13 protein-coding genes and 1 tRNA gene are annotated in these 12887 nt (G+C 66.6%); 10 read left to right on the forward strand and 4 right to left on the reverse strand.

The genetic code is table 11. The features are described 5' to 3' along the window. Together JE033_RS08635 and JE033_RS08640 are read right to left on the reverse strand one after the other, a co-directional pair. Entirely contained in the window at window positions 1-567 is a 567-nt protein-coding gene (locus JE033_RS08635) for an FHA domain-containing protein (protein WP_090145748.1), read from the reverse strand. Next, entirely contained in the window at window positions 564-1481 is a 918-nt protein-coding gene (locus tag JE033_RS08640) for an FhaA domain-containing protein (protein WP_346728776.1), read from the reverse strand. The genes JE033_RS08635 and JE033_RS08640 overlap by 4 nt, the downstream gene beginning before the upstream one ends. 133 nt (window positions 1482-1614) lie before the next feature. Here JE033_RS08640 and JE033_RS08645 point away from each other — a divergent pair. Next, window positions 1615-1697, forward strand: a tRNA-Leu gene (locus tag JE033_RS08645). 114 nt (window positions 1698-1811) lie between these two features. Here JE033_RS08645 and JE033_RS08650 read toward each other — a convergent pair. Beyond that, on the reverse strand, window positions 1812-3053 hold the full coding sequence (locus tag JE033_RS08650; RefSeq protein ID WP_200330797.1) for a sodium:proton antiporter: 1242 nt from the start codon (window positions 3051-3053) through the stop codon (window positions 1812-1814). 111 nt (window positions 3054-3164) lie between these two features. Between JE033_RS08650 and JE033_RS08655 the strand changes: the two genes are divergently transcribed. Then, entirely contained in the window at window positions 3165-3920 is a 756-nt protein-coding gene (locus JE033_RS08655) for a ZIP family zinc transporter (RefSeq protein ID WP_200331127.1), read from the forward strand. 37 nt (window positions 3921-3957) lie between these two features. On the opposite strand, the gene JE033_RS08660 is transcribed toward JE033_RS08655, so the two are convergent. Further along, the gene (locus JE033_RS08660; protein ID WP_200330799.1) at window positions 3958-5787 is read right to left on the reverse strand and encodes a helix-turn-helix domain-containing protein; all 1830 of its coding nucleotides are present in this window, start codon (window positions 5785-5787) and stop codon (window positions 3958-3960) included. A gap of 109 nt (window positions 5788-5896) precedes the next feature. Here JE033_RS08660 and JE033_RS08665 point away from each other — a divergent pair, with 109 nt between their 5' ends. Genes JE033_RS08665 through JE033_RS08700 form a run of 8 tightly spaced genes read left to right on the forward strand, consistent with a single transcriptional unit; the run spans window position 5897 to window position 12887 of the window. Next, on the forward strand, window positions 5897-7054 hold the full coding sequence (locus JE033_RS08665; protein WP_200330801.1) for an alcohol dehydrogenase catalytic domain-containing protein: 1158 nt from the start codon (window positions 5897-5899) through the stop codon (window positions 7052-7054). Next, window positions 7041-8270, forward strand: a complete 1230-nt coding sequence (locus JE033_RS08670) for a thiolase family protein (RefSeq protein WP_200330804.1) — start codon at window positions 7041-7043, stop codon at window positions 8268-8270. The genes JE033_RS08665 and JE033_RS08670 overlap by 14 nt, the downstream gene beginning before the upstream one ends. Beyond that, on the forward strand, window positions 8267-9130 hold the full coding sequence (locus JE033_RS08675; protein WP_200330806.1) for a 3-hydroxyacyl-CoA dehydrogenase family protein: 864 nt from the start codon (window positions 8267-8269) through the stop codon (window positions 9128-9130). Before JE033_RS08670 ends, JE033_RS08675 begins: the two co-directional genes overlap by 4 nt. Further along, window positions 9127-9891: an enoyl-CoA hydratase/isomerase family protein gene (locus tag JE033_RS08680; protein ID WP_090145734.1), complete on the forward strand. Its 765-nt coding sequence runs from the start codon at window positions 9127-9129 to the stop codon at window positions 9889-9891. Before JE033_RS08675 ends, JE033_RS08680 begins: the two co-directional genes overlap by 4 nt. A 30-nt stretch (window positions 9892-9921) precedes the next feature. Then, window positions 9922-10197: a hypothetical protein gene (locus JE033_RS08685; RefSeq protein WP_200330808.1), complete on the forward strand. Its 276-nt coding sequence runs from the start codon at window positions 9922-9924 to the stop codon at window positions 10195-10197. Beyond that, the gene (locus JE033_RS08690) at window positions 10187-11701 is read left to right on the forward strand and encodes a sodium:solute symporter (RefSeq protein WP_090145729.1); all 1515 of its coding nucleotides are present in this window, start codon (window positions 10187-10189) and stop codon (window positions 11699-11701) included. Before JE033_RS08685 ends, JE033_RS08690 begins: the two co-directional genes overlap by 11 nt. Window positions 11702-11710: 9 nt before the next feature. Continuing rightward, window positions 11711-12112 carry a thioesterase family protein gene (locus tag JE033_RS08695; RefSeq protein ID WP_090145726.1) on the forward strand — a complete coding sequence of 134 codons (402 nt, stop codon included), beginning with the start codon at window positions 11711-11713 and terminating at the stop codon, window positions 12110-12112. Then, window positions 12105-12887 carry an enoyl-CoA hydratase/isomerase family protein gene (locus JE033_RS08700; RefSeq protein ID WP_200330810.1) on the forward strand — a complete coding sequence of 261 codons (783 nt, stop codon included), beginning with the start codon at window positions 12105-12107 and terminating at the stop codon, window positions 12885-12887. Before JE033_RS08695 ends, JE033_RS08700 begins: the two co-directional genes overlap by 8 nt.

Consider the following 12887-nt stretch of genomic DNA (forward strand, 5'->3'; position numbering starts at 1 on the left):
TCAGGGCCTCAGCTCGAACGTGGTCGTGCCGATGGTGACGGGCGTGAACGGGGGAACCGGCACGGACTTCGTGACGCGGGCTCCATCGAGGCGAGTGCCGTTCGTGGAATCGAGATCGGTGAGGATCCACTCACCGCCCGTGCGTGCGAGGCGCGCGTGATAGGTGGACGTGTACTCGTCGACGATGACGAGGGTCGAATCGCTGCTGCGCCCGATGGTGACCAGGTCGTCGTCGAGCACGATGGAGGTTCCGGAGGCGACGCCCGACGTGATGACGAGATGCTGCGGGGCTCCCGCGCCCCCGGCGGAGGGCAGAGCACCGCCGCTCGGCGTGATCGCGGGCGGGGCCGCTGCCGCCTGAGGGGCGGCCGGCGCGGGGGGGTGCGTCGGGGAGGAGACCGGCGTCATCGCCTGCACCGATGGGCCGGATGCCGACCCGTCGCCCTTCATGCGTCGCACCGGGGCGCCGAACAAGTCGCTGCGCAGGGCGTAGACGATCGCGAATATGAAGATCCACAGCACCAGCAGGAAGCCGATGCGGAGGATCAGGAGGGTGAGTTCGCTCACAGGCCTCTCCAGAAGTCTTCATCGATGCCCGGGGCCGCGTCTTGCGCGGGCTTCGGGCTCGAGGTGCGTGGGGCGCTGCGGTCGGCGCCTCGGTCGGGTGAGTCTGAAATTCGAGGGGCCGCGCCCGCGCTCGGCGGCGCACTGGGGAAGTCGGCGGCGGGAACCGGGCGGGGCTGAGGCGGCTCCTGCCGGGCGGCCGGATTCACCCGCGTCGGGGCGGCGGGCGCCGGACGCTGCGGTGTCTGAGCTTCGCGGCCGGGAACCAGCTGGAACTGGAGACCCGTCTGACCGATGGTGATGACGGTGCCGGGGGAGAGCGCCGCCTCACGGAAACGCTGCCCGTTGATCTTCGACCCGTTCGTCGATCCGAGGTCGCGTGCGATGCCCGCCGTGCCATCCCAGATCAGCTCCAGGTGCTTGCGCGACGCGGCGTTGTCTGAGATGCGGATCCCGCAGTCGCTGCCCCGCCCGACCGTCGTGGTGCCGCGGCTCAGCTCGTGGCGGGTGCCGTCGACGTCGATGGCGGCGACCCAGTCGACCGCGCCCTCGACGCGCGACGCATCGACCTCGAGCACGCCGACCGTGATCGAACTGTCGCTGCGGATCTCGACATCTGGCTCGCCGAGCAGCTGATAGCTCTGCCGCTTCGCATGCTTCGTGATGACCCCGCGCAATTCCTGCCCGAGCGTGCTGCCCAGTTGGTACAGCCGGTCGGCGTCTTTCTCGGAGACGCGCACGACGAAGCGGTTGGGGGCGAGCACGCGGTCGCGGTCGACGACGACCGCGCCGATGTCGAGCTCGCGCTTCAGAGCCGACGCGATCTCGACCGGCTGCACTCCTGAGCGGAACGTGCGCGCGAACGCGCCGTTGACGGCTCGCTCGAGCCCGCGCTCGACGCTATCCAGAATGCCCACGTGCCGTCTCGTCCCTTCGTCTGCCCGGGCGACGCCCGCGGCGGTTTGGTTTAGTTTAGCCCGCTTTGGTGAGACGGGCTTCGGCTGCTAAGCTAGGGGAGTTGTCTGAGTGGAAGCGCTCAGGAAACGTCTCGCGCGAGTGGCGGAATGGCAGACGCGCTGGCTTCAGGTGCCAGTGCCCGCAAGGGCGTGGGGGTTCAAGTCCCCCCTCGCGCACGAGAAGGTCTTTCAGTACAGGGAAGGCTTCAGATCATTTTCTGATGAGCAGGGCCCGGAATCGGTAACGGTTTCGGGCCCTGCTGCGTTTCTGGCAGTCGGAGGCAATCGACGTCAGTTCTTGTCGGCCGTGGTCGCCGGGGCGGCGGAGGCGTCGTGCGTGAGCGCGACGATCATGCGGGGAGCGATGACGCCGTGGAAGACGACACTGCCCAGTACGACGACGATGGTCAGGTAGAGCGCCAGATTTGCGTAGTCTTCTCGCAGCGCATTGAATGCGAGGAGCCCGAATACGACCGAAGCCGTACCGCGAGGCCCGGCAAGGCCGATGGCCGTGCGCTCCCCCCACCGAAGTGCGCTTCCCCACAGCGCTGCATGCACCGGGACCACTCTCAAGACGGTCAGTGCCAGAACGCCCAGTGCGATGAGCACCCAGTTCACACCCGTCTCCGCAGCGAGGATGATCACGGCGCCGAACACGAACCACACGCCGAGCGATGAGAGAAAGCCGAGGTCGTCGACAGCAGACATCTCGGCGTGGTCGAGGCTCGAATCGGATCGGCGGTGCTCGAGGCGGCCCGACCGGAACGCGATGCCGGCGACGAACGCCGCCACGAAGCCGTTTCCGTTGAACTGGATCGCGAGCACGTACACCAGAAGCGGGATCATCACGATCCCGATGCGCAGGGACTGCGCGGTGAGCCAGTTCTTCCGGTGGGCCACCTGCATCATGACGCCGGTCGCACCCCCCACGATCGCACCGACGAGCACCGCGATGAGCGAGGCCCAGAGAGCGCTCTCGAGAGCCGGACCGATTCTTTGGGCTTCCTGACCTTCTGCGACTGCCAAAGCGAAGATGAAGAGCGGGGAAACGAGGCCGTCGTTGTACCCGCTCTCGACATTGAGGCTGTGCCGCACTCGAGACGGGATGCGCGTGTCGCGAAGCATCCCGGCTGAGGCCGCGAAATCTGTGGGCGTGATGACGCAGGCGAGAACGAGGATCACCGCCCAGGGAGTTCCCGGGAGGAGCAGCATGCAGGCGAGCGACGTGAGGATGAGGGCGCCCGGGAGTCCGATGGAGAGGAGACGGGCGACGATGCGGCCCTCTCCGCCGAGGAAGCCACGTCGTACCTCGGTCGCATCGACGAATAGGAGAACGGCGAGGACGATCTCGACGACCTTCTCCGCCACATCCGTGTCGAGATGCTCGCCGAGATCCTCTCCGAACAGCAGGCCGGAAAGCGCGCCGAGGACGATCACCGCAAGCGGGCCGGCGATGCGAAGCCTCTCGAGTACGCGACTGAACAGCGACCACACGACGATGACGGCCAGCCCACTCACGATCAATGCATGCACGCCCTGCATGCTACTTGCCGGAAGCCAGCGGGAGGCGAACCCACGGATCAGGCGGACGCCGAGTAGCGTGGCTGGGAGACCGAACATTCCGAAGCGACGGGGGTGGCGATGATTCCGATGTGGTTGCAGGCCCTCTGGTGGGGGTTCGTGGGCGGCGCTGCGCTGATCCTCGGAGCGTTCGTCGCCTGGCGGTGGCGCATACCGCCGAAGGTCGTGTCGACGATCATGGCGTTCGGCGCCGGCGTGCTGATCTCGGCCCTGGCGTTCGAACTGGTCGACGAGGCTGCCGACGGGGGAGGCCTCGTGCCCACCGTCTCGGGGTTTCTCGTCGGTGCGGTGATCTTCGTCGCGTCGAACGCGCTGCTCGCGCGCCGCGGGGCGCGGCACCGGAAGCGGTCGAACGGGCTTCAGTCGAGCGAGACGCAGCAGCCGGGGAGCGGCACCGCGATCGCAGTGGGGGCGCTGCTCGACGGCATCCCCGAATCCCTCGTACTCGGCCTCGGCCTCGTCGCATCGGGCGCGGTCAGCCCGGCGATGCTCGTCGCCGTCTTCATCTCGAATGTGCCCGAGGGGCTCTCGAGCAGTGCCGGCATGAAGCGGGCCGGCCGCAGCGCAGCATACGTGTTCGGCGTGTGGACCACGATCGCGGTGCTGTCGGGCGTCGCCGCGGCGGCCGGGTTCCTGCTGCTCGACGGTGCACCCGCCGCCCTGATCGCGTTCATCACGGCGCTCGCCGCCGGCGCGATCCTGGCGATGCTCTCCGACACGATGATCCCTGAAGCGTTCGAGGACGACCACATGCTGACCGGCCTCACCACCGCCCTGGGGTTCGCCGTGGCGTTCAGCGTGCACTCGCTCGGAGGCTGAAGCGAGCGCTCGGAGAGGCGGCAAGGGCATCTCTGCTTCACCTCGTGCGAGATGCCTTATCCGTCTCGTGCCTCCGCACCCTCCAGAGGCGCAGTGCGGTGTGCAGGTCCGTGCGTAGTCGCCCCGAAGCCCAGTCGGGATGGATCAGTTCAGCGATGCGCCGCACGCGTTGCCGCACCGTGTTGGCGTGCACGTGCATCGCACGCGCTGCGGTCTCGGCGTTTCCGTCATTCTCGAGGTACACCCACGCCGTGTCGAGCAGCACCGACCCGTGGGCGCGGTCGTATGACAGCAGCGGCGCGACCGCGTGATGCACGAGATCCGCCGCGGTCGACGCCGGCAGGTGGGCCAAGAGCAGGCCGGTGAGGCCGAGGTCCCAGCGCGGATCTGCCACACCGGTGAGATCGAGCGCCTGCATGGCTCGAACGCTCCGCCGTGTATGCAGCAGCGCTTCCTCGGCCTGGGACGCGGTGAGCACGGTTTCTACCTCGGCAATGCTCGACCGCAGTCCCGAACCGGCAAATCCGCGTTCGATCTCCTCTCCGGTGAGGTTCTCGCCGATCGCGACGAGCAGCCCACCGGACTCACCGGCGATTCCCCCGCGCGGTGCGGCCAATTCCCTGAGCTCGGCGCGCCCTGCGCCGAGGTCGTCGCATCCGATCGAGATGATCCTGACCTTCGATCCTTCTCGCAACCAGTAGCGCTGCAGCTGCCGGGAGATCTGCTTCCAGTCCCGGCTCGCCCCTTGTTCGAGTCGGGTGATCAGACTCTGCTGCTCTTCCGCCGATGCTGCGATGCCGCGTTCTTCGGAGAGGATGATGGCCGTCAGCACGGGCCCGCTGCGCTCGAGGAGTACGCGCTGGTCGTGATCCAACCGTCCTCGCGCTTCGAACGCTCCGAGTGTGCGTTCTCCGGCGACGGCGGCGCACACCACGGATGCCTCAGTTTCGATCGTTCGGTGATTGTCGGAGGGAAGGGCGGACCGGTGCGCACCATCGACGCGGAGATGCTTGACTTCGCTGCGTTGCAAGTACCGCACGTCGACACCGATCTCCGCAGAAATGACCTGTGCGAGCTCCGCCGGTGATCCCTCGTGGCGGAGGACTTCGAAGAGCGTTTGATCGAACGTTTCGATCCTGGCGAGAAAGCGGTGGCGCGCTTCAGCTTCGGCCCGTGCCTCATCGCGTTCCGACAGACTCGCCCTCAGATCATTGATCAGACCGGTGCGCTGCAGGGCGACTGCGGCGAGTCCGGCGATCTGACTGAGGAGATCTACCTCTTGCGGGGTGTAGCGGCGTTGGCGCCGCTCTGCAACGAGCAGGGCACCCGAACGCTCGCCCTTGACGCGCATGGTGACCGCGAGGATCGAGACGACGCCTTCGAGACGCACGGCCTCGTCGACCTTGGGGATGTGCGGAAAGCTGCTGTCGTCGAGATACCCGGTGGTCTGGGCGATGGTGGATCCGCCAGCGGCTTGGCCGAGGATGCCCGTACCGAGCGGCATGCGGAGTCCGCGGTACTCCGGTGTGAGCACGCCATCCGTCGTGCGAATGTAGGTCTCCTGCGCGCTCTGATCGTTCAAGCTGATGTAGGCCATATCGCTGCCGAGCAGATGTTTACTGCGGTGGCACACGAGTTCGAGTGTCTCATCGACGTCAACGGCGGCGTTGATGTTCGTCGCGACCTCGGCGATGATCTGCGCCGTCTCGCGTTGCTGGCGAACCTGCAGCACCTCCGCTCTGAGCTGCTGCACATCGGCCCGACTGAGGCCGTCGCGCCCGAAACTCGCCGCGAGCCCCTGGATCGTCGGGTCGTCGTCCGGTGCCGACTGGAGCAGATCGAGAAGGTGCGCGTCGGATGCGGTCATGTGTCGGATCTTATATTGATTCGGCCAAGATGTGTCGGTTGGCATATAGGGCAGGGGCTCGCCATCTGGTTGGCTAGCTGGAGTTCACCGTCGATCCCGAAAGGCAACCATGAGCGCGAGCGAGACTCCGAGGCGACGCACCCGGGGCGCCGTGCTCCGCAGACTCGATGCCAGTTCCCCCTTCGCCGGATCGACTCCCCTCACCATCGAGGAGCTGGCACTCGCTGCTCCCGTGGGTCGTGAGGTGCTCGTGAGGATCGAGGCTGCGAGCGTGTGCCATTCCGACCTCTCTGTGGTCGAAGGCCTTCGCCCGCGCCCCACGCCGATGCTGCTCGGACATGAGTCGGCGGGAATCGTCGAGGAGGTCGGTCCAGACGTTGTCGACGTTGCGGTCGGAGAACGGGTCGTGATGACATTCTTGCCGCGGTGCGGCGATTGCGCCGAATGCGCTACCAACGGACGCCTTCCCTGCTCCGTCGGAACGCGATCGAACGAACGGGGCGAACTCATCGGCGGTGGCTTCCGTATCGGAGCACTGCCGCGCACCGGGGAACAGGTGCGGCACCATCTCGGTGTCTCAGGCTTTGCCACACGAGCGGTCGTCGACGAACGCTCGGTCGTCGTGATCGAACACGATGTTCCAGCCGACGTAGCGGCGGTGCTCGGGTGCGCCGTGCTCACGGGCGGCGGGGCAGTCATGAACGTGACCGACCCGGGCGAAGGGGCGTCGGTCGTCGTGGTGGGCCTTGGCGGGGTCGGCATGGCTGCCGTTCTGATGGCCGTCGCACTCAACTATCGAGTGACAGGCATCGACGGCGTGCAGGCGAAACGTGATCTCGCCGTTCAACTGGGGGCGGAGCAGGCCTGCGATCCCGAGACCTCTCGCGATGTCGTCGAACGGGCTGACCTGGTCATCGATGCGACCGGCAACGCTCGCGGCTTCGAGACCGCGGTTTCGTTGACCGCACCTGGTGGGACGACAGTCACCGTGGGCCTGCCTCCCGCTGGGGCGATGAGCTCGATCAGCCCGCTCGGACTCGTCGCGGAGGCGCGCACGATCGTCGGCAGTTACCTGGGCTCGGCGGTGCCGAAACGGGACATTCCAAAATTCATCTCCCTCTGGCGGGAGGGCAAGTTGCCGATCGAGCGATTGATCAGCTCGGAGATCCGCCTCGACCAGATCAACGAGGCGATGGACGCACTGGCGGCGGGCGAGCAGATGCGACAGATCGTCAGGTTTGAGGAGGCGTCTCATGACGAGCAGTGAGCGAATGGTTCGAGCGCGGGCCGCCATCGTCGCGGGATCGCGGACGCCGATCGGGCGTCGCGGTGGAGCGTTCGCGACGCTTCGGGCGCGCGACCTCGGGGCGGCCGCCATCGCCGAGACGCTCGCTCGTTCGACGGTCGAACCTGAAGCCGTTGACGATGTCGTGCTCGGATCGACGTTGGCGCCGGAGGGCAACCCGGCACGCGTCGCGGCGCTCCAAGCGGGAGTGCCGATCCGTGTTCCGGCCCGCAGTATCGATCGGCAGTGCGGCTCGGGTATCGATTCCGTCTGGATGGCCGCACAGGCGATCACCTCGGGGGCGATGGACATCGTGCTCGCGGGCGGCATGGAGTCGATGACGCACGAGCCGTTCCAACTCGAACGCTCGGCGCGAGCCTTCGCTCCCACACCGCCGCAATTCCTCGCGCGTGAGCTCTCGCCGGCAGCGCTCGGCAATCCCGGCATGGGAACGACCGCCGAGAATCTTGCGGAGTCGTACGCGATCTCGCGCAGCGAGCAGGATCGCTACGCCTGCACGAGTCAGCGACGAATGGCCGACGCGACGGCTGCCGGTGTGCTCGACGAGGCGATCGTGCCCGTCACAGTCGGAAGCACGCGCATCGAACGCGACGAGCACCCCAGACCCGATACGACCGAGGAGAAGCTCGGTGCACTGCGGCCGGCGTTCTTGCCCGGGGGAACCGTTACCGCGGGCAACGCCTCCGGCATCAACGACGGCGCGAGCTGCGTCATGGTGATGTCAGAGGACGAGGTGCGCCGGAGAGACCTCGCACCGCTCGCCTGGGTGGTCGACGGCGCGGTCGTCGGAGTGGACCCCAATGTCATGGGCATCGGACCAGCGCCGGCCATCGGCACACTGCTCGATCGCACCGGCTGGCGGCTTGACGAGGTCGATGTCATCGAGATCAATGAGGCCTTCGCGGTGCAGGTGCTCGCGTGCGCGGCCGACCTCGGAATCGACTCGGATCGCGTGAACGCCTGGGGAGGGGCGATCGCGCATGGGCACCCGATCGCGGCAACGGGCACGGTCCTCATCATGAAGGCCATCGACCAACTCGCGCGCGCGGGCGGCGGGCGGGCGATCGTCTCCGCCTGCATCGGCGGGGGTCAGGGCATCGCCCTCGCCATCGAACGAGACCGATCGGCCCCCGGCGTCGCCGGGTGGCGGACACACGAGCACCGGAGGAACACATGAGCGAGATCTCTCGCGTCACCGTCATCGGCGCGGGCGTCATGGGCAGCCAGATCGCCATGCTCGCCGCTCAGGCGGGTTGTACGACGACGCTGGTCGATATCGATGAGAATCGAGTGGATGCCGCCGTGGAGACACTGCGTCGTACGATGGCGCGATCCGTCGAACGCGGGCGGGCGACCGCTGAGGAGGTGGGCGCCGCATTCGAGCTGCTCTCCACCAGCACAGACCTCTCAGAGGCCGCGAGCGACGCCGATATCGTCATCGAGGCGATCATCGAAGACCTTGAGGCCAAGCGTGCGCTCTTCGCCCAGCTCGATGAAATCGCTCGAGTCGATGCGATCCTCGCGACGAACAGCTCGAGCATCGTCTCGAGCCGCCTGGCCTCCATACGCAATCCGGCCCGGGTGTGCAACATGCACTTCTTCAACCCGGCGCTCGTGATGCAGCTCGTCGAGGTCGTCGGGGGCGACCACGCCTCTAAGGAGACGGTGGCGCGCGTCGTGGGGCTGGCGAAACGCATGGGCAAGACTGCGGTCGTCGTGAGGCGGGAGATCTTCGGCTTCATCGCGAATCGCATCGTCGGCGCGGTGTTCGATGAGGCCATCTCGTTGCTCGAAGCCGGCGTGGCCACCCCTGAGGAGATCGACACTGCCGTCACACTCGGGCTCGGGCACCCGATCGGACCCTTCGCGCTGCTCGATCTCACCGGCATCGATGTGAACGTCGGCATCAAACGGCTCGAAGCGCGGGAAACGGGCGATACCTCCCGAGGCCCGTCTCGCACCCTGCTCGAGCTGGTAGAGGCCGGCCATCTCGGCAAGAAGAGCGGTCGCGGATTCTACGAGTACGGTGCACGATGAGCGACGACGTAGCCTCCGAGATCCTGGGTCGCGTCGGAATGATCACGATCACCAGGCCAGACGCGCTCAACGCTGTGACATTCGCCGTCGTCGAGCGCGTCGCGCGCCAGTTCGAGACGTGGTGCTCCGAAGGAAGCGTCGACGGCGTGGTGGTGAGCGGAACGGGAGACCGCGCATTCGCGGCGGGCGCAGACATTGCCGAGCTCCAGGGCAAGAGCGTTGCAGACATGATCGACACGGGCATGCAGCACTGGCTCACGCGCATTCGGGAGTCCCCGCTGCCGAGCGTCGCCGCGGTCAGCGGGTTCGCGTTCGGCGGCGGTTGCGAGCTCGCTCTCGCCTGCGACATCCGGCTTGCGACGCCGACGTCGAAGTTCGGGCTTCCCGAACTCGGGCTCGGCATCATCCCAGGCGCCGGGGGCACGCAGCTCCTCTCCCGCTATGCGGGGATCTCTGTCGCGAGCTATCACATTCTGACCGGCCGCCCGATGAGCGCCGAGCGAGCGCATCAGATCGGCCTGGTGAGCGAGATCCATGAAGCGGCAGCGATCCGCGAGGCTGCTATCGGTCTGGTCGAGGCGATGGCGGCCAAGGGGCCGCTCGCGCTGCGCCTCGCCAAGCGCGCCATCCGCGCGTCCGCAGATACCAGCCTCGCCGCCGGCCTCGAGGTCGAACTCCTGGCTCAAGCGGCGCTCTTCGGCACGGACGAACGCGCCGAAGGTCTTGCCGCGTTCGTCGAGAAGCGAACCCCCCACTTCTAACACGCACACAACGAAAAGAAAGGAAGAGCTGTGGCTCAATCACAACCCCGGACAGAGAGGTCCGGTGGGTTCTTCGCAGTATCGAAGTTCCGACTCGCCTCCACCGCAGTCGTGGTGGTGATGTCGATCGTCGCCCTGACACCGTGGTCATACGCGACCCGGATCGGCACCCTGCCCGTCATCAACATCATGCTCATGGCCATCATGTTCGTCGGATTCGTCGTACTGGTGATCGACCTCGTCGTCACCCGCGAGGGCGGAGCCGCCGAACGCGCTCAAGAGGCGGGGGCGCACCATGGAGAATAGCGTCGTTCCACTCATCATCCTCGGCTTGTACATGGTGTTCGTCGTCGCCGTCGGCGTCTATGCCCGGCTCAAATCAAAGCGAAGCAGCGCCAAGGACTACCTCACCGGAAGCGGCGACGTGAATGTCTGGGTCAACGGCTTCGCGATCTTCGCGGCCTTCGCGACCGGCGGCACCATGCTCGGCAACATCGGACTCTCCTACGCCGGGGGATGGGGCTACATCACGGCCTACAACGGCGGCGTTGCACTCGGGTACCTGATCACGACCTTCTTCCTCGCGAAGACGCTCCGCAACATGAGCGTGGCGACGGTACCCGAGTTCATTCGCAAGCGCTTCCACAACAAGCTCCTCAACTTCATCGTGCCGCTGATTCTGATCGGTACCCTGATCGCCTACCTCGTCGCCCAGATGAAGGTCGGCGGCCTGCTCGGCGAGCAGCTCTTCGGTTTCTCCTACGGCTGGTCTGTCATCGGCGTCGGCGTGGTCTACATCTTCTACACGTTCTACGGCGGAATGCGAGCAGTGACGCTCACGGACTTCGTCCAGGGGCTGCTCATGATCTCGGTCGTCGTGCTGTGCGGCGGCTTCGCGTTGGGATCCAACAGCGGCGCCGCTACTCTGTACGACCTCGCCATCACGTTGCGCCCGCAGTGGCAGGGCACAGAGGCCTTCCCTCTCGCCTCATACATCGGGGCGTTCGTGATCTGGGCCACCGTCAATGCCGTGCTGCCGCACACGGTGATGCGCATCTTCGCCGCGAAGAACGAGCGTCAGGGTCGAGCTTCGCTCGCGATCGGCCTCGGTCTCTACGTCCTGACTGCCGTGGTGACCACGGTATTCATCGTTGCCGCCGTGGTCGTGCTGCAGGGCGGCGAGGATCTGGAGTCGCCCGACAGCACCTTCCTGATCTTCCTCGCACAGCAGACCCCCACCTGGTTGGCGGGACTGGCGTTCGCCGGGATCTTCGCCGCCGTGATGTCCTCGGTGAGCGCGATGCTGCTGGCACTCGGTGGAGCCTTCGCCTACGATCTCGTGGCGGAGTTCAGGCCGAACATGAGCGACAAGTCCAAGCGTCGTCTGACCAGCTGGAGCGTACTCGGATTCGGGGTACTGACACTCGTGCTCTCGCTGAATCCGCCGGAGCTGCTGACGCTCCTCTACAGCGCGGCCGTCGGCCTGCTCGCGTCAGGTCTGTTCTTCCCGACACTGCTCGGGGTGTGGTGGAAGCGCATGAACAGCATCGGTGCGCTCTCGGGAGTGCTCGTCGGTGCCGTCTCGTATCTGGCACTGCTGTGGGGAACGGCGATGCCAGCGCTGTCGCAGGTGACGGTCTCGCTGCCGTTGTCGCTGGGGGCATGCATCATCGGGTCGTTGCTCACGAAACCACCGCGGCCAGAAGAGCTCGCGCGCATCACCATCGCGCACGAACGCGAATACACCGAGCGGGATGACGCAGCCGTCGGTGCACCCAACCAGGCGCCCGTAACCGTCGAGAAGGACTAGGCAACCCACGTGTACTCCACCATCATCACGCCCAGAATCAGCGAGACCGACGCCGTCGGGCACATCAACAACACCGTGCCGCCGGTGTGGTTCGAAGCGGGCCGGGCGCAGCTCTTCGCCGAGTTCCGCCCCGACGGCTCTCTCGAGGGGTGGCCGTTGGTCGTCAAGTCATACACGGTGACGTTCGATCGCGAGATCATGTTCGGCGCCGACGTGGTGGTGGAGTGCCGTGTGGCCCGCATTGGAAACACTTCGCTCGCGCTGCGCGAGGAGATCGTGCAGCGCGGGGCCGTGTGCGCGACGGGTGAGGCCGTCTACGTTCACCTCGGCGAGGATCGGCGGCCCGCTCCGATTCCGGCCGGGGTTCGACGGCGACTCGAAGCGCAGATGGCGGCGGTGTCCCATGACTGAGCGTGTGGCGGTGCGCGTTGCGGATGGCGTCTGCACCATCAGCTTGAACCGGCCGGAGGCGCTCAACGCGCTGGAGAACAGCATGATCGCCGCGGTGAACGCGGCGCTCGATGCGGCTGAGGTCGACGATCAAGTTCGGGCGATCCTCATTCGCGGCGAGGGGCGCGCCTTCTGCGCGGGAGACGATCTCATCGACATGGGCACGCCAGAGCATCCCGAGCCTGAAGATCTCAGCGAGCGCTACACCAACGGGTATCCGAGCATCGTGCTGCGAATGCTCGCGATCGAGAAACCGATCGTGGTCGCAGTGCGCAAGTACGGGCTCGGGGCCGGATTCGAGATCGCGCTCGCCGCTGACCTCATCGTCGCGGAACCCACGGCGAAGTTCGGCCTCCCTTTCGTGCTGCGTGGGATCGCCGCGGGAACGAGCCTGCTGCCGAAGCGCGCTCCCGCGCACCTCGCACGGCGATTGCTGTTCCTGGGCGACATGATCACGGCGACAGAGGCGCATCACGTCGGCATCGTTGCGACGCTGAGCGCCGACGGCGTCGACATCGATGATCTCGCCCGCGACGCAGCCGCGCGATTGGCGTCGTCGGCGACGCGGGCCATCGGCCTCATGAAGCGCGCGCTCGGCGGTTCGGAGGCACTCAGTGTCGTCGAGTCCTTCGGCGCGCAGGTCAAGGCGACGGTCAGCAGTGTGCAGACCGCAGATTTCGCCGAGGGGAAGCTCGCGTTCACGCAGAAGCGCCCCGCGGAGTACCAGGGGAACTAG

The sequence above is a fragment of the Leucobacter sp. L43 genome (genome assembly GCF_016597785.1).
In the GTDB taxonomy this organism is placed as follows: Bacteria; Actinomycetota; Actinomycetes; order Actinomycetales; family Microbacteriaceae; genus Leucobacter; species Leucobacter alluvii.